Below are 18,120 nucleotides of genomic sequence, written 5' to 3'. Positions count from 1 at the left end.
TTATATAGCTTAATCTTTACTCGATTTAGCACCGATTATTCTTGGAATTGCATAAATTTAATCCTATTCCTACCGAGTGATCTCATGGCTCAATCCAAGATTGACGATTTTATTTTAGGCGTAGTGAATGCAACCAATTCGCTTATAGCTTCCAAACTGGAAGAAGGGATTCAGATTGCCCTGGATACCCTGTGCGATCATCTCGACATTAGTTCATCTTTTATTTACAAAAACCATAGAAACGAGAATGGAGAGCTCCTAAGCTCCATTAAGTATTTTTCGAGCAAAACCGTGATTCCTGAGCGAGTTGCTCGCAATCAGGATGTTCCTCTTTATCGCATGGAGAAACTAAGCAAGGAATTGGCAGCCGGCAAACCTTACATGTTGGTTTACTCTGACAGCGACAGCGAGCTAAGGGCGCATATGGGGTTAGACCATACGAAACTCGTGGCTTTCTTTCCCATAATAGTAGATGACGATTTTTGGGGGGCCATAGGCTTTGCTGACTTTAGCAAAGAAAGAAAACTGTCAGAGCCGGAAAAGCAATTACTCATGACTTTGGCCAATGCAATAGCCGGTTCTATCAGGCGAGAAAGGCTCGAGTCCAACCTGGAACAGTTGGTGCAGCAACGTACAGCAGAGCTTCAGGACCACAAGCTGCGGTTTCAGTTGGCGCTGGAAAGTACACAAAATGGCTTTTGGGACTGGCTGCCACAAGAAAACAAGATTTTCTGGTCTAAAAACATGTACGACAACCTGGGCTATGAACCGGGCGATCTTCCCGATTTGATTGAAGGCTTCTATGACCTCGTTCATCCGCACGACAGGGCAGAGGCCAGGCGAAGATTCAATAACTATCTCCAAAATAAAGTGCCCTACGAAATGGAATTCAGGTTGAAGAAAAAGGATGGTAGTTACCGATGGTTTCTTTCAACGTGCAAAGCTGTTTGGGACGAAGAGGGCAAACCCATTCGTGTGGTGGGAAGCCATGCCGATATTCACACCCGCAAGGTAAGTACCGAGCTGTTGGCTCGACAGGAAGAAAAGTTCAGAACAGTTATTCGCACCGACCCCAACCCTTTATTTCTCGTTAACAAGCGAGGTAAAATAGTGCTGCACAGTAAAAGGTCGTGCGAGGTGTTTGGCTATTCGGATGAGGAACTCAACGGGCTTAATGTACTGCGATTGTTGCCTCCCGACAAACGAAGCAAGTACAAGCAACTACTCAACGACTTTTTAACCAAACCCCGAACTCAGGTACTTGATTCTACTGCTGAGATAAAGGCCAGAAAGAAAAACGGCCGACTATTTTGGATAGAAATGGGCTTGAGCCCGGTGAGTATTGACGGTGAAACCATGGTGTTGGCTGTGTTGACCGATGTAACCCGAAAGCGAGAGGCTGAGCTAAAGCTCAAAGAAAGTTACCGGCAAATGAATAACCTCATAAATAACTTGCCGGGGGTGGTATATCGCTGCAGAAACGATGAGTCATGGACCATGGACTATATCAGCCCTGCTTGTGAACAAATTACAGGATACAGACAGGAGGAGTTTTATGGCGATCCGGCCATTACAACTTTTGGTAACTTGATTATACCAGATGATAGGGATGAGGTTTGGGAGCATGTGCAGCGTTCGGTGAACGATCAAAAGCCTTTTCGGATGACATACCGAATAAAGGATAAGCAAGGCAGAATAAAGTGGATATGGGAACAGGGGGTAGGTGTGTTTGAAAACGATATGCTGGTGTGGCTGGAAGGCTGCCTTTTCGATGTGACCCCTATTATTAGAAATCAGGAGAAAGTTCAGCAGGCTATATACAGTACTGAAGACAAAGAACGCAGAAGGATTGCTTCAGATTTGCACGATGGTGTACAACAAACCCTGGGGGTTAGCTATATGAATCTTAAGCATCTGGATGAGGAGGTCGCAAAGTTTTCGGAGGCACTACAAAAGCCTTAAGTATTTAGAGCAGGGTATTAAAGAAAGTCGCAATATTGCCCATCAGCTATTGCCTAAAGATGTAGAGGAACTGGGGCTTGTAAAAGCCCTGGAACAATTAATTTCCGATACCATTAATGGCAACGGCACCGAGGTTGAATATTATACCAATATTACAGCAAGACTACCGGCCGAGGTAGAGCTAGGGTTGTATCGGGTAGCCCAGGAAACCCTAAATAATATAATGAAGCATGCCAAAGCCAGTAAGATTAGTGTACAGCTCATTAAAACGGCCGATGAAAACGTGCAAATGATGATAGAGGACAACGGTGTGGGTTTTGATAAAAACAAACTAGATATTTATAAAGAAGGATATGGCCTGACAAGCATGAAAAACCGGGTATGGTCAATGTCTGGTAGGCTATCAGTAGATAGCAACCCGGGAAAGGGTACTTGTTTGGTGGCCATTATTCCAGCAAAGCTTAAAGTATATGAATAAGTCAATTCGCCTTTTTGTGGCCGATGATCACCCTATGATTTTAGAAGGATTGGTCTCCTTTTTAAGCCAAATACCAGAGTTTAAAATTTGTGGCACAGCCTCCAATGGTCTGTTGGCCTACGAACAACTTAAAAGTCTGGAGGTAGACATACTACTTACCGATATTCAAATGCCCCAGCTCAATGGTATTGAACTGGTTGAACGGTTGATTGCCGAAAACAGGGATGTGAAGGTAATAGTACTCACCATGTTCAATGATGTGATCTTCGTAAAACGCCTCTTGCAATTGGGGGTTATGGGCTATGTATTAAAAGATGTTGGGAAAAATGAGTTAAGGCAGGCCATTGAAACCGTATATAAGGGAGGGCAGTTTTACTCCTATGAAATTACTGAGATAATGATGAGCAAGCTCAGGGGAAATGGGGTAGGTTTTAGCCTAAAAACGGACCTTACCGATAGAGAGAAAGAAATTTTGCAGCTCATTTTAGAACAAAAGAGCAACAGAGAAATTGCCGATCAGCTATTTATTAGTGCCCGAACGGTGGAGGCTCATAAACGAAACATGTTAGAGAAAACCGGTAGTAAAAATCTGGCCGGGCTCATTATTTACGCAATCGAAAACGAGATTTTCAAGAAAAACAATTCTTAGTAAAAGCAAATCTAGGTGTTTCACCTATAGAAGAGTTAGGTGTTTCTCAGATGTTTGTGAAAAGTAAGTCCCCTTACTTTGTAAATGTGATCAAGGGAGGGCGCAAAGAGGCCAATAACCAAAGATATGATCAGACTGAATTTTACTCTGCGCTCCCTGAGATTACATTTTAGAAATCTCCTTTTCACCTAGATTGACTGTAGCTAAGGCGGACTCTATGTCTTAAAAAAAAGAGCATTGTCAAATGCGGTTTTCCAAAGACAAACAATAACAAACATAAAGACATCAGTTGGGTACTTTGTGTGAAGTTGGTTCATCGATCCGACACGAAAGATGATTATTTAAGTAGAGTTGATAGTTAAAGTGCCGCAGAGGTTGTCTTAAGAGTGTTATCTCTTTCTTCCGGAAATGAGCTGCACGCTTAAGGCAGCCTCTGTTTTTTTTTGGACAAATTTCTGCTATCGAGTAGAAGAACAATTTTTAAATAAACGCTGGTAATCGGGTAAAACTTTGCTCCATACAAGTTCTTTATCGTAATACTCTAGATGTGCGGCCTGGCCGTGGTTAAGATAATAACTTGTTCTTTTTCGGGGTTTCTGTTGCTTAATTTGAGTAATTAAAGCATATCGCTACATCTTCGGTAATTGGTATTGTACAATCCAATCAGATGCATTTAGGGCTATCGCTTTTCAGGGAAAATATCGCTATTATTGAGATTGTCTCACACCACTTTCACGCAATAGATTATTAGCACCGTTCGAGGTTTGTCTATTATGGAACACCCGGGTAGGGTTCCATCAATCCATTATGTATGAACAAAAATGAGTTGATGAATAAAAGAGAAGTGGATAATAATGTAAATGAGTCATTACAGGTATACAAAGACCTTTTCGATAAAATCGATTTGGGTATTGCCAATTTTTACGTTCGAAGAACTGGCAAATCCATAAAATCAGTGTGCTTTCATGTGATCAACCCCAGCTTTGAAGAACTTCTGCAGGTGGAGTCAGCAACAATACTTGGTAAGTGGTTTCCTGAGAAAAAAAGAAATGCCTACGACTCTCCTTTTCATTGGCTCATTAGTCGGCTTGGTGAACCACGAGCAGAGAAGTCAAAGTTTACCCATTTCTTTAATTCAGTAAACCGCTGGTGTACCGTAGAAATAATTCCCCTGCAAACAGACTACTACGGACTCATACTAACCGATGAAACGGAAAAAGTAAATATGGATACCTCCATTCAGCATCAGTTGGAGGTACTGAAGAGAGTTGGAGAACACCTGCATGTGGGTGGTTTTGAATATGACCTTTTAAGCCATACCATGTACTGGTCTGACGAAATGTTTACGATCCATGAGTTAGACATAGGCGAGGCACCAGACCTGGAGCAGACACTAAGCTTCTATACCTCTGCCGATCGCCCCAAACTTAGAGAAGCTCTTAAAGCCGGTCTGGTAGATGGTACTCCTTTCGATTTGGAACTGGAGATAATAACTGCCAATGGCAACAAAAAACAGGTGCGTATTTTTGCACAGCCCATATTCAGGCACAATCGGTTGGTGAAACTTGGTGGAGGAATATTAGACATTACTGTGTTGTACAAAAATCAGCACGAGCTCAATCAGCTCAACCGTGAGTTGGAGAGATCCAACAAAGAATTGGAGGAGTTCGCTTACGTGGCATCGCACGATTTACAGGAACCCATCAGAACCATTTCGGCCTTCACCGAACTTTTAGTAACCCGCCTGGGAACCAATCTGGACGATAAATCTCAAATGTTTGTGGAGTATATTTTGGGAGGAACCAGCAAGATAAAACGTATGATCAATGACTTGTTGGCTTACTCCAGAGTAAATACTTCCAAGAATCCTTCGGTTGTATTTAGCACTCAAACGGCTCTGGAAAATGTGTTGGAGCTATTGCGCAAAAAAATATATGAACACAATGCTACCGTAACGTACTCGTCCATGCCGGAAATATCCTTTCAGCAGAGCCTTTTTGAGAGGTTGCTCATGAACCTGATAGACAATGGGTTGAAGTACAATAAAAGTAGTAAACCCAAAATTCATATTGAAGCTCTAGAATCGCCTGGGTTTGTCACTTTTTCCGTAAAAGATAATGGTATTGGTATCCCGGAAATTTACAAAAACGATGTGTTTGTAATCTTTAAGCGATTCGCTGGCGAAGAAGTGCAGGGTTCAGGCATGGGGCTGGCTATAGCTCATCGCATAATTTCTAAGGGAGGCGGAGATATATGGTATGAATCTACTGAAGGAGAAGGCACCACATTCTTCTTTAAGCTACCCAAAAAATAGTTCTGAATGTTTTTTTGACCATTTTATAGATTTTTCAGTGGGCGGGCCTGTCTTTAGGAGTGTTTTAAAAACTACGTGAATCACCTACATCCATTACACAGAGAATCACATACAGGAATTCGAATTTAATCTAAGTAATTGCACACTTTCCATAACTAGGCAGATCTGGTAATTCAGATGGCCGGTTAGCGATGAGACTCAACCTCGGAATCGATTTGGCGTAAGCAATTGCATTTTATAGAGAAAATATCGCTGGTAGTTATTTTTTATCGGGCATTAAACCCTTAAATTATACCTATCTGAGCTAAGGGTTGAGTTTTTAGAGCTTAGGATTAAACGTTTCGAGGGAAAATACAGATTCCTGCTATGACCAAAATACTCCACATAGAAGATAATCATACCGATGCCATTCTTTTACAAGAATATGTATCGATGTTCGATCATGACAAGGAGTTTAGAATAGAACATGTGGTTGACTTTTGGGTGGGTATGGAGTGGCTCGAAGAGGAAACCTTTCATGTGGTGTTTCTAGACCTGGGTTTGCCGGGTATCAAAGGGTTAGAAGGGGTAGAGCGAATTGTTAATAATTTTCCTGACATATGCCTTATTGTTTTAAGTGGTAATCAGAGCCTCGATTTGGCCAAAGAAGCCATACAATTGGGTGCGCAAGATTACCTTTCAAAGCACGAGATGTCACCTACCCAGATCGAGAAGTCCCTCATATTCTCTCTGGAACGCATAGAACTCAGAAGAAAGGTAACCACACAAAGCGCTAAGCTCGAAAAACTTTCCGCAGCTGTAGAACAGTCTGCCAATATTATCCTCATTACCAATATTGACGGAAACATAGAATATGTTAACGACAGGTTTGTGGAGGTGACCGGTTACACCAAAAGAGAGGTAATAGGGAAAAAACCAAGCCTTTTAAAGTCGGGTCGTCAAGACGAGGAGGTATTTAAACAACTTTGGGATACTATTATAGAAGGAGATACCTGGTCCGGTAATTTCATAAACAAACGCAAAAATGGTACTCTACTCTACGAAAAGGCCATCATAAGCCCAATAAAAGACGAAAACGGCCGAATAGTTAATTTTCTGGCAGTTAAGGAAGACATTACAGAATTGAAGGCCATGGAAGAGCGTCTCGACTTCACGCTTGAGGCCGCCAATCTGGGTACATGGGAGTGGAACCTGAAAACCAACGAAATGCTCTACAACTTTGAGTACGCCAAAATGCTTGGCTTCGAAGTGTCTGAGTTAGACAAATCGCTGGGCTTTTCAAGAAGCAGAATTCACCCGGAAGACTTTCCTGAATCTTTGGCCAAACTAGAGCAGCATGTAAAAGGAGAGACAGATAAGTACGAGGCCGTATACCGTATTCAGCACAAAGAAGGGCACTACATCTGGATTTATGATACGGGTAAAATAATGGAGTACGATAGCCAGCGCAACCCTATTAAAGTGCTGGGCGTGCATGTTGATATTACGGCCCTCAAAGAGCAAGAAGAAAAAATAAGATTTGAGAAAATACAGCTTCAGAAAACCCAGAAGTTGGGTCGTATTGGTAGCTGGTATTTCGATTTAGAGCAGGAAGAATTTACTTACGTTTCTCCTAAGTGCCGAGCCATACTGGGCTTTCCGGCAGAGCAGAAAATTGATCGGGAAACTATTCTGGATGCTATATATGGAGAAGATAGAGAGCTCTTTATTACCGACTTCAAAAAAATGTGCGATGGTCAGCACATTGAGTTTTTACACAGGGTAGAAAAGAATAAACAAGTACGATGGGTAAAAGTGACAGGCGACCCCGAGTTTAACGCCAAGGGTAGGTTGCTAGGCGTATTGGGTTTAGTTCAAGATATTACGGAGGAAAAAGAGCGACAAATTGCCCTGGAGCAAAGCGAACTCAAATTCAGAACCATATTTGACAATGCCACTGTGGGTATTGTATACCAGGATTCGGAAGGGCAAATTCTAGACTCCAATAAAAAGGCTGCGGAAATTTTAGGCTTAGACCGTGAGGTGCTCGACACTAAGGGAGCGAAAGATCCTGATTGGTATTTTATCGATGAAGACCACAATCAGCTCGATTGGACAGCCATGCCTTCGGCCAAGGTGGTCGAATCTAAAAAGCCGGTATTGGGCGATATTGTGGGGATTTTCAATCCTAGAAAGTCAGCCATTGTCTGGATCCTGATAGATTCATTTCCGCTTATAGATCAGGCTACCAACGAGCTTAAAACCTGTACCATATTTACGGATATTACCGAGCGCAGAAGGCATCAGCTGGAAATTAAAGATCGGCAGGCCAAGCTTCAGGCTGCTCAAAAAATTGCCAACTTTGGCCACTGGACTTACAGCTATAAAACCGATAACTACACCTGGTCTGACTCGGCCTATGAGTTATTCCATTTAGACAAAAAGATTCAACCCTCCAGAGAGGTGTTTTTTAAGTTGGTTCACCCAGACGACCGAAAGCGCCTTAGAGACCTCATTAAACAATCGAGAAAAAGCCATAAAAACACTCATGTAGAGTTTAAGGCTTTACTGCCGAACGGAGAGGTGCGCTATTTTGAAGATTCCTGGGAAACTACTTACGACCCAGAAGGTAACCCTGATTCTGTTTTGGGGGTGTATCACGACATTACCGAGCGAAAAATTGCCGAGAATGAGCTCCACGAAGTGAAAGAAAAGCTATTGTCCATTCTCGACTCGTTCGATGATATAGTCATTATAATAGACAGAAATCTTCGCTACAAAGAGGTTTTTCCTGGTGGAGACCCCGGTGATTTGCTGGCCGTACCAGCCAAAATGATTGGCAAAAAAATAGCAGACTTTATGCCCGATGATGTGAGTCAGCTGGTGAAAGAAGCCTTTGTAAGAATTAAGGAGTCTTCCCAGACCGAATCCATTACCTATAGCATACAGTTTGGAGCAAAAACCAAATGGTTCGATGCCAAACTTTCCGCTCTGCACGACCAAAAAGGCATGTTCAACGGAGTAACCATGTTGGTGAGAAACGTAACAGAGCAGAAGTTGAATGAACTTGCCCTGCAGGAGAGTGAGAGCAAGTTCAGAATGCAGTCTGAATTTTTACCACACATTCTATGGACAGCCGATTCGCAAGGAAAAACGAATTACATTAATGAAGCCGGCCGACACTTCTATGGAGATAACATAAAGTACTACCATCAGGGAAGAAGAAACGGGCTTCATAAAGACGATCGGGAGCAGGCCCGCCTTAAATGGGAAGAAGCACTGGCCAACAAGTCTTCCTATTTTAACCTGGAACGCCACAAAGACGCTTCGGGCAAGTACAAGTGGTTGAGTGTTAAGGCCAATCCAATATTAGATGAGAATCAGAACATTATCTCATGGATTGGTGTATCTACCAACGTGAATGCAGAAATGGAGGCCAAACGGCAGAATGAGAAACTGGTGTTCGATTTGAAGGAGCGCGTAAAGGAGGCTAAGTGCCTCTATGGTATTTCTCATCTGGCCGAGTCGGGGCTGTCTTCCAAAGAAGACTTGTTGCGCCAGGCCGTTCAGCTTATTCCACCAGCTTTTCAGTATCCGGAGTGTACGCAGGCACAAATTATTTTTGATGATAATAAATTCAATAGCGGAAAATTCACCTACAAAAACAGGTATAGCTCTCCGTTGCGAATGGATGGTGTAGTAGTAGGAGAGGTAGCCGTGGCCATTGCCAAAAGAAATTCAGAAGGAGAAGAAATTAACTTTCTGCCTGAGGAAGTTTCTCTGATGGATGCCATTTCCGAAAACCTGGGGCTTATTTTAAAACATAAACGAGCCGTTCTCTTGGTGGCCGAAAGCGAGCAAAGATTCCGGGTATTGTTGGAAAACGCCACAATAGGTATAGCACTGCTCAAGGACTATCGCTTTGTAGACTGCAATAAGCGAATGAGTCAAATATTCAATATGCCCATTTCTGAGCTCAACAATAAAGCCATGTGGGAACTGTCTCCTTCGCACCAGCCGGGAGGGAGAACCTCTGAAGAAGCCACCAAATATCATGTGGGCCAACTAGAGGTAAGGAAGGATGAGAACTTTATTTGGTATTACAAAGACGGCCAGGGCAATACCATAATTGCCAATATTCATCTCAACAAAATTGAGCTGAAAGATGGAGAGTATGTAATGGCCTTCTTACGCGATATTACCCAGGAGTATCAGGCAGTGAAAGCTCTGGAAGAGTCGGAAAACAAGTATCGAAGTATCTTCGAAAACATTCAGGAGGGCTATATTCTTGTCGATACCAACGGAGAAATTCTTGAGCTAAACCCGGAGGGTGCCCGTATTTTGGGTAGACCATCGCAAAAGCAATTGCTCGGTAAAAACATTAATAATTTTATACCCCATTCCAGCAATCTTTTTGAGGTCTCCGACCTAAACAAAACCCGACATAATATTGAGGTGCTTTTCAACACCGAGAGCGGTGAGAAACGCTGGCTCAATTTTAACGTGCAAACAGTTTTTAAGAATGGTGCTCCGTATTTGTTTGAGTCTACCTTTAGCGATGTAACTGAGCAGCACAAGTTCAATGAATTTTTGAGCTTTACCGTAAAACTGTACGAAGCCTACCAGAAAAGCCTTGAAGAACTCATTCAGCGTGGAGTGGAATATGCAGTAGAACTACTCGACTCTAACTGTGGGTTCTATCATTTTGTAGATGAAGACGAGGGTAAAATTAAGTTTGTGCAGTGGAGTCAGGAGGGTGTTTCTGCTTCCAACACAAAGAAGAGAATCCCCGATTATGAGATAGAAGAAGCGGGTATTTGGAAAGACTGTATAGACAAACGCAAGCCTGTAATTCATAGTCAGGAAGAACAAATTAGCGATAAGGGAATACCGGAAGGTCACCCTCAACTAAATCGCGACCTTGAGATACCTATAATAGATGGCAACAAAGTGGTGGCTATTTTAGGTGTTGGTAACAAAGTAGCTGAGTACAGTACCAGAGACATTGAACTGCTCACCAACTATGCCAACTTGCTACATTCGCTGGTTAAAAAGAAAGAACTGGAAATAGAATACCTCAACACACTCGAAACCTTTGAAGAGTCGCAAAATGTAGGCCGAATTGGTACCTGGCGATACGACATGCAGTTTGAAGAAACCTGGTGGTCGGATGTCATGTTCGAACTGTACGGCCTTAAAAGAAAAGACGGAGTGCCTGTGCAGGAGTGGCTGGAATATACCCACCCGGATGATCGCGAAATGCAGGTGGCTAAGTTTGCAGAGTCGCTCAAGACGGGCAAATACGAATGTGAATACCGCATTGTACTCAAGTCGGGCGAAGTACGATATCTCTTTGCCAAGAGCCGGGTAGAGTACGATGCCAATGGAGAACCTAAAAGACACATTGGTATTGCGCAAGATGTTACGGCCATTAAAAAGGCACTATTGCTTATTCAGGAACAGTCCCAGCAGTTTCAAAACATAGTTTCTTCATTGCCGGGCATCGTTTATCGCCTCAAATTTCCTTCAAGCCAAATAGAGTTTATCTCCGAATACCTACACAAGCTGCTGGGCTACTCGGTAAATGAGATTGAAGAAATTGGTCATGAGAAGTTCTTAAAGCAGGTCATTTATAAAGAAGATTTTGAGAGCAGCATTCAGTTTCTCAAAAACGTGCTCAAAGAAGAAAATGAGTATTCATATACTTTCCGCATGATGACCAAAGACGGAAAGATAATTTGGGTGAGTAACACCGGCAAATTGGTGTATAAAGAAGGCAGCGAGTATGTTTTGGAAGGCTTTATTCACGATATTACGGATAGGGTTCGTTCGGAAGAGCGAATTCTCAATGCTGTAATGGAAGCTTCGGACCAAGAACGATCAAGAATTTCTAAAGAAATTCACGATAGCCTTCAGCAAACCCTTACCATTGCCTCTCTAAATTTGGAGTTTGTGCGTATGGAAAAGGCCAAGTTGAGCGATAAAGTGAAGAACAAGTTCGATATAGGGTACAACTACCTGAAAAAGTCGCTCAACGATTCGCGGGCTATTGCTCACAGTCTGATGCCGAAGGCCATAGAAGATTTTGGCTTTGTTTCGGTAGTAAAAGATACCATCAGCGATTTGAACCAATCCAGTCAGGTAGAGTTTGAGTTTCTGACCAACATGGAAGGTATCAGGCTTAGAGTACCTATAGATACCAGCTTGTATAAGATAGTACAAGAAGCCACCAATAACATACTCAAGCACTCAGAGGCCAGGTATGTAACCATACAATACATGAAGCTGGGCGATGTAGTGCAATTGACTATTGAAGATGACGGTAAAGGATTCGATGCCAGTAAGTTGAGTCAAAGTAAAGGTGGTTTTGGGCTAGCCAATATGAAAAATAGAGTATCGTCCTTTGGGGCCGAAATTTATATAGATTCCCATGTAGGGCACGGTACAACCATTATGATAGAATTTCCATTCACTAAAGACATACTGTATTATGAGTAAGATTAGACTTTTCTTGGTAGATGATCATAAAATGATCAGAGATGCACTGGAAGCCTACATTTCTGAAGACGATAGGTTTGAGGTGGTAAACCATGCCAATCATGGAGAAGAAGCGCTCCAGAGAATCAAGGAAAATCCTGACTTCGATATTCTGCTAACCGATATTGTAATGCCACAGGTGGATGGTATTCAGTTGGTGAAGCGGCTCAAAGAAATGACTTATCAGTTCAAGATTATAGCTCTCACTATGTTGAGTGAAACTCAGCATATTAAGAAAATGCTTAACTATGGAGTGAATGGATATGTACTGAAAACCGCCAACCAATCGGAAATTATTCAGGCCATTCTCGATGTTCACGAAGGCAAGAGCTACTATAGTCCACAGGTAACCAATACCATTATGGACTATCTGCGAGGAGAAAAAACATCATCGCAAAAAGTAGTGGTAGATGTACCCCTTACCCGAAGAGAAAAAGAGGTCTTGCATCTTATAGTAAAAGAATACTCCAATCAGGAAATTGCCGATGAGCTTTTTATTTCCATAAGAACAGTAGAAGCCCATAAACGAAACCTATTGGAAAAGACGGGGCATAAGAATATGGCCGGATTGGCCATTTGGGCAGTGGAAAAGCGTCTTTTCTCGGATATTTAGGTTCTAAGGGAATTGCCTAGATTTTGTAGGTGATCTTACAAAGCCCTACTAAGTGAAATTTTTACAACAATCCATTACAGAAAACACCACCCCATAGTGGTGTTTTTCTGGTTTTTTACAAGCCTTGTTTCACTCACATATTAGCCATGGCAGATGGTGACCTTAGTGTTGAAAGAATAACACAATTGAAATCCAAAAGCCATGAAAAAGTTAATGTGTATTGCAGTCTTGCTACTCGGTTGTAGCACTGCATTTTCCCAAACGTACTATTATAAGCACCAGGGGAAAAAAGACTTCAGTTTTCAAGTAGCCCCCACAGTTGCCACTTATGGCGACAATCCTCTTTACGGATTTTCACTCGGAGTGAACTTCAAAGAGGTATTCAACTTCAGCTATTTCCACACCAGAGATTACAAGTCTAAAGAAGGTTCTTACATGGACACCCGATGGGCAGGACTTTACACGGCCATTATGTTGCCGGTAAACGACTGTTTTCAGGTGGGCCCCACCTTTAGAATGGCCGCGCTCGATGCCCAGTTCGAGAAACCTTACTTCGGAGTTGAGGGCAGGGTAAACCTGGCCTGGAACACCAAGCTCGGGTTCGAATACGGCAAGAGCAATGAACGCGCAATGAGTGTAAAATTAATCTGGAACATTTACTAAAAGGAGGGAGTCATGAACGCTGTACAAAAAAATCAATCAGAAGAAACTAAGCATATAGAATTTGGTAACAATACCTCTAAGGTGCTTACCAACATGTCGGCCGAGTTTAAGTCTCCGCTCAATGCTATAGAAATGACGGCTCAGATGATGGAAGAAATCATGGAGCACAAAAGCGAAGACCTGCTCAAGCTGTTTTCAAAATACATTAACCGAATTGTTAATGAGTCTAAAAAAGCGGCTGGACTGGTAGAAGATACCTTGCTTTTAATGGAGCTCAGCAATGCGGAGCCTAAAGTAGATATTACCTCCTATGGTTCAGACGATATTTTCAAAGAGCTTACTATTTCGTTCGAAAATTACTATCCGTTTAAGAAATTCGATTTTGTGGGCATTCAGCAGCATGTTGAGGTGCGTATAGATAACGAGTCTTTCATGAAAGGTCTGAAAAGACTGGTGAGTCTGGCTCTGGAATTTAAGGGAAGCGAAATGCCTAAGCTGGGTATTAACCCCAATGAGCATGAGGTAGAGCTTACTTTTGAGGTGCCCGGACTCAAAATTGCCGAGCAAGACCTGGAAAACATATTTGAGCCATTTTCAAAGCTCTCTGAAGAATACCTCATCGAAGGTTTGCCTTTGAGATTGGGCTTAGTGAAGCGTTTGCTGGCCAATAGCCAGGCACAACTCACAGCTTCGATTCATGAAGATGGACATGCCGTGTTTCATGTAACCATGACTCGTGCTAACACAAGCCTAAAAGTAGTTTCATGAAAAAGCTAGTGTTTGCACTGCTTTTGGGCCTGCTGGTACAAGATTGCTCCGAGCTTTATGAAAATCCGGAGCAGGTGTACCTTATAGAAGAAGGCCGACACGATAGTAAGGTGGTCGCAGGGTTTGTTGGCGATAAGCTCAGAACCTTAAAGTCTTCAACCTTGCGTTTTACGGCAAGATTTGACGAATCGGCCCGTTATAACCTGGGCAACAAAAACCAGGAAGATATTAACAAGCTGTTTGGGTTTGCCGATGCTAATAGTATGCACCATGACAACAGCATACGGTTTGGTTGGCGATACAGTGCCCAGAAAGATCAGGTTGAAATATTTGCGTATGCCTATCAAAATGGTCAGATGAATTTTGAATATATAACAGATCTGCAGATAGGAGCCAACGCATTGTTTCAGATTAACCTAACCGATGAATCGTATGAGTTGGCAGTAAATGGAGACCATACAGTTACTATGGAACGAAAAGTGAAAGATAAGTTGGGCGTTTACTACCTGTTGTTTCCATACTTTGGAGGCAATGAAACGGCCCCACATGACATACGGATTTACATTAACGAAAGAGTTTAAAGATACAATACCAATTTGGCTTTTGGGTGTTGTTCAATTGGAGGTGCCGAGCAGAAAATGGCACCTCTTTTTTTGTCTTTAAAAGAGTGAGTCTAAGGAAGTACCGACTTGTTGTACCAAAACTCTTTAATAGAACCCACCATATCCATAAACATGCTAAAATCGCTGGGCTTTACCAGATAAGAGTTTGCATAGAGCTTGTAACATAGCTCCACATCTTCTCTAAAGTCGGAGGTAGACATTACTATAATGGGTACTCCTCTTAACTTTTCGTCTTTTTTTACCAGTCTGAGTACCTCTTTTCCGCTCTTTTTGGGGAGGTTTAGATCGAGAAAAATAAGGCTCGGAAACTCACTTTCCGGCTGGTTTTCGGCTAACTCAAACAAGTAATCTATCGCTTCTTGTCCATCTGTTTTTACAATGATATCCGTGTCGATCTGCGTTTGTTCGAAAGCAATTTTCAGCAATTCTACATCGGCAGGATTATCTTCTATTAACAGCGTTTTCAATAGCTTAATGTTAGTTTTTTTGAAATAGCCACCCGGAAGGTCGTTCCCTCATCCACTACCGACTCCACATCAATGACTCCGTTGTGCTGATCTGCAATTTTCTTGCACATGGCAAGGCCTATTCCGGTGCCTTCATATTCTTCCCTACTACTCAGGCGCTTGAAGATCTCAAATACATATTGGTGATATTCTTTGTCAATTCCAATTCCGTTATCAGAAAAAGACAGGTAGTGAAAGTCATTATTCTGGGTGTATTCTACTCTTATTTGGGGCCTAATACCTTGCCTTCTAAACTTTATGGCATTGTTAATTAGATTTTGGAAAAGTACGTTGATGCGCGTTTCGTTGGCAATTATTTGAGGTAGCTCCGAACATTCTACAGACGCATTGGTGGTTTTTATGAGGTTGTGCAAATCGGCCTTCACCTGATGAAATACCTTTTGAAGGTTCACCCTTTCGAACGTGAGTTTTTGATTTTCTAACTGACTAAAATGCAGGAGGTCTTTGATAAGATTTTTTAGTCGGTTGGCACTTTTTTCTATGTATTCGGTATACAGTTCGGTATCGTCATGAATATTGGCATCTTTGAGTGTAGCCTTGAGCAACTGAATAAAGCTGATAATAGTGCGTAGTGGTTCTTGAAGATCGTGGGCGGTTACGTAGGCAAACTGACGCAATTCCTGCACTTTGTTGTTAAGCTCATCATTGATTTTTTGCAGTTTCTGCTCGGACTCCATTTCCGCAGTAATGTCCATAATGGCTCCATTGAGCGATATGGCCTTTCCTTTCTTATTGAAGCGAGGTTCTCCATAGCTCTTTATGTGTCTCCAGCCTGTTTCTGTTTTCACTCTATACTGGTGCTGGCAAGACTGCTTGTCTTCCAAAGCCTTCTGAACAATCATGTTAAAATGATCGAGGTCTTCCGGGTGAACTCGTTCCTGAACATCCTTTAGGGTTGGTTTTTTGTTTCTTGGTAAACCCAGAAGTTCGTAAGCGTTGTTTGAGAGCTTTAAATCCAGGTCTTTGATTTGCAAAATCCAGCCGCCTGTTTTCGAGAGTTTTTCTGTCTTTTCAAGCAGCAGGTTTTTAGCCAATAACTCTTTTTCGATTTCCTTTTCCTGAGGAATTGGGCGCCCCTCCGGAATAAGCAGCACAACCTTACCGCCCTGCTTTATGGGGCGCAAGGAAAAATCGATGGTTTCAACACCCTTGTTGCCCAAAATATCTGTATAAAAACGAACAAATTCGCCTTGAGAAGCTCTGTCAATAGCGTCAATGATTTGTGAGCGTATTTCGTCATTCCAGGCCCACCAGGGTGCATCATAGAACTTCTTGCCTACAATTTCATCTCTTTTGTAGCCCACAAAGTCCAGAGCACTTTGGTTTGCTTCTATAAGTGTACCGTCAAGCTCCATTAGCCCCATAAGCTGAAACATATTGTGAAATACCTCGTGGAAAACCAGCTCCTGCTTGGCCATGGCTTCCTCTTTCTTCTTTTTTTCGGTAATGTCGAGTATGTAAGTTCTTATGTAGCCCGAATCTACCCGGTTTTCCAGTAGCTCTACGGTTAGCTCTGCCCAAATAACTTCTCCTGTTTTGCGAATGTATCTTTTCTCCAGTCTGTAGCTTTCTATTTCACCGGCTTTTAGCTTCTCAAAAACCTCCAGGTTTTTATTCACATCGTCCGGGTGTGTAAACTCCGAAAAGGTCATGCTTGTCAGTTCTTCTGCCGAATAACCCATCATTTGGCAGAACTTGGAATTTACAAATACAGGTATGCCTTCGTAGGATGTGACCGCAATGGCAAAAACAGATTTGGAGAAGAGTTCTTCGTAAAGCTTGAAGATGGATTTAGGCATAAAGATTTAAGAAAGACTAATCTGCAAAATTAAGCTTAATATTTAATTTTAAGGTCATTTCAAGGGGCTAACCTCTTGCGTAAAACACCTAAATGTTAAGCATCGGGCATTGCGTAGAAAATGGGGTAAGAATTTGGCGAATTTAGAGGTAAGAATTGAACCACATCAGCCATGAAAGCCAAATTCATTGTTCTAGCAAGCCTGCTCATGTTGAGCTTTGGGGTACAAGCCCAGAGCTTTTACCGGCAAAACAAACCTCAGAAAGATCGGTTTTCAGTTTCACTCAAGAATATAACCACCAGATCTGTAAATGGTTGGAATACCGGCCCCTCCGTATCGCTTAATTTGGGACAGCGCTTTTCCATGGGCTATGTATATCTTACAGCTATAGGGAGTGCCGAGCGAGAGGCGAATACATTTTCCGGTTTGCAGTTTAACTATTCAGTGTTCGATGGCTCGCGATTCGATGTAGGTGTGGGGCTTAGAACAGGGGTACACAACCAATATTTTATTTCTGTTTTACCCTCCATTCAAATGAGCTATGATGTCTCCACCAAGGTGGCTGCTGAACTTGGTTATGCCCACTCCGATGGTTTTCCCTTCTTTCAAATGGGTATAGGCTATAAAATCTTTAGAAAGTAAATTATAGCTGCTGAATCAAGTATGTTTTAGCATCGTAAGCTTTTACAGCAAAGCTCCATAGTACTTCTTTAGTAAGTGCTTTAACTATCGTTTTAATATAGAGAAACACTCCCCCATAGATATAATTATTCAATGGATATGTGTGTTAAAAACTCGATAATTTCCCAGGCGGTAGGTGTATTTATGCCTGATAAGTACAAAGGTAAATGAGTACTTCCTAGTTTAGGCGTATGGAAATGGATTATCGCAAGCGACTTATTGAAGTACATCAGGAGTATCAGGAGAGGGAGTATGGTCTGATTAGAAAATCATTGAATCAAAGCTTGTTCCAAGAGAGTGTAAGGGCAGAATTTTTCTTTATTAATGAAAAGGCAGCCTTATATCAATATAGCGTGGAAGGCAATATAGAAGTTGCTAAGCAACACTTTTATACCTGTGGCCGATGCGATGAATATATGATTAAGGCCTATGATTATCAGCTATTAAGTGCAGGCATTAGGCATATTGGCTACGCCCTACTGAGCGATTGCAAGCCACTGATGGAGCGGTATGCATTGCTTAGTGAT

13 protein-coding genes are annotated in these 18,120 nt (G+C 42.2%); 11 read left to right on the top strand and 2 right to left on the bottom strand.

Annotated features, from left to right (window positions below; all coding sequences use genetic code 11):
* Nucleotides 1-84 precede the first annotated feature (84 nt).
* The 9 genes from B3763_RS14480 (at nt 85) to B3763_RS14440 (ending at nt 14,544) form a co-directional block, all read left to right on the top strand.
* The gene (locus B3763_RS14480; protein WP_286747465.1) at nt 85-1,962 is read left to right on the top strand and encodes a PAS domain-containing protein; all 1,878 of its coding nucleotides are present in this window, start codon (nt 85-87) and stop codon (nt 1,960-1,962) included.
* Nucleotides 1,919-2,440, top strand: coding sequence for a sensor histidine kinase (locus tag B3763_RS14475; RefSeq protein ID WP_286747464.1), 522 nt, complete (start codon nt 1,919-1,921; stop codon nt 2,438-2,440). The genes B3763_RS14480 and B3763_RS14475 overlap by 44 nt, the downstream gene beginning before the upstream one ends.
* A complete protein-coding gene (locus tag B3763_RS14470) occupies nt 2,433-3,089 on the top strand; it encodes a response regulator (protein WP_189630711.1) in 657 nt (218 codons plus the stop codon). The genes B3763_RS14475 and B3763_RS14470 overlap by 8 nt, the downstream gene beginning before the upstream one ends.
* Before the next feature lie 829 nt (nt 3,090-3,918).
* On the top strand, nt 3,919-5,403 hold the full coding sequence (locus B3763_RS14465) for a sensor histidine kinase (RefSeq protein WP_286747463.1): 1,485 nt from the start codon (nt 3,919-3,921) through the stop codon (nt 5,401-5,403).
* A 366-nt stretch (nt 5,404-5,769) separates the two neighbouring features.
* Nucleotides 5,770-11,880 carry a PAS domain S-box protein gene (locus tag B3763_RS14460; RefSeq protein WP_286747461.1) on the top strand — a complete coding sequence of 2,037 codons (6,111 nt, stop codon included), beginning with the start codon at nt 5,770-5,772 and terminating at the stop codon, nt 11,878-11,880.
* Nucleotides 11,873-12,532, top strand: coding sequence for a response regulator (locus B3763_RS14455; RefSeq protein WP_189630714.1), 660 nt, complete (start codon nt 11,873-11,875; stop codon nt 12,530-12,532). Before B3763_RS14460 ends, B3763_RS14455 begins: the two co-directional genes overlap by 8 nt.
* Before the next feature lie 201 nt (nt 12,533-12,733).
* Nucleotides 12,734-13,195 (top strand): hypothetical protein, encoded by a 462-nt coding sequence (locus B3763_RS14450; RefSeq protein ID WP_189630715.1) that lies wholly within the window; start codon nt 12,734-12,736, stop codon nt 13,193-13,195.
* Between the two features lie 12 nt (nt 13,196-13,207).
* Nucleotides 13,208-13,963 carry a sensor histidine kinase gene (locus B3763_RS14445; RefSeq protein ID WP_189630716.1) on the top strand — a complete coding sequence of 252 codons (756 nt, stop codon included), beginning with the start codon at nt 13,208-13,210 and terminating at the stop codon, nt 13,961-13,963.
* Nucleotides 13,960-14,544 carry a hypothetical protein gene (locus tag B3763_RS14440; protein WP_189630717.1) on the top strand — a complete coding sequence of 195 codons (585 nt, stop codon included), beginning with the start codon at nt 13,960-13,962 and terminating at the stop codon, nt 14,542-14,544. The genes B3763_RS14445 and B3763_RS14440 overlap by 4 nt, the downstream gene beginning before the upstream one ends.
* 92 nt (nt 14,545-14,636) lie before the next feature.
* Here B3763_RS14440 and B3763_RS14435 read toward each other — a convergent pair whose 3' ends face one another.
* Both B3763_RS14435 and B3763_RS14430 read right to left on the bottom strand, forming a co-directional pair.
* Nucleotides 14,637-15,053 (bottom strand): response regulator, encoded by a 417-nt coding sequence (locus B3763_RS14435; protein WP_189630718.1) that lies wholly within the window; start codon nt 15,051-15,053, stop codon nt 14,637-14,639.
* Complete coding sequence (locus B3763_RS14430; RefSeq protein WP_189630719.1) at nt 15,050-16,912, bottom strand: PAS domain S-box protein; 1,863 nt, start codon at nt 16,910-16,912, stop codon at nt 15,050-15,052. The genes B3763_RS14435 and B3763_RS14430 overlap by 4 nt, the downstream gene beginning before the upstream one ends.
* 171 nt (nt 16,913-17,083) lie before the next feature.
* On the opposite strand from B3763_RS14430, the gene B3763_RS14425 reads away from it, so the two are divergent.
* The gene (locus B3763_RS14425) at nt 17,084-17,554 is read left to right on the top strand and encodes a hypothetical protein (RefSeq protein WP_286747460.1); all 471 of its coding nucleotides are present in this window, start codon (nt 17,084-17,086) and stop codon (nt 17,552-17,554) included.
* Nucleotides 17,555-17,784: 230 nt separating this feature from the next.
* Nucleotides 17,785-18,120, top strand: a 336-nt coding sequence (locus B3763_RS14420) for a hypothetical protein (RefSeq protein WP_286747459.1), incomplete at its 3' end; no start/stop codon positions are given.

The sequence above is a fragment of the Roseivirga sp. UBA1976 genome (genome assembly GCF_002336325.1).
Classification (GTDB): Bacteria; Bacteroidota; Bacteroidia; order Cytophagales; family Cyclobacteriaceae; genus Roseivirga; species Roseivirga thermotolerans.
The sequence above is the reverse complement of the archived record's forward strand: the minus strand, read 5'-3'. Positions and strand labels throughout refer to the sequence as shown.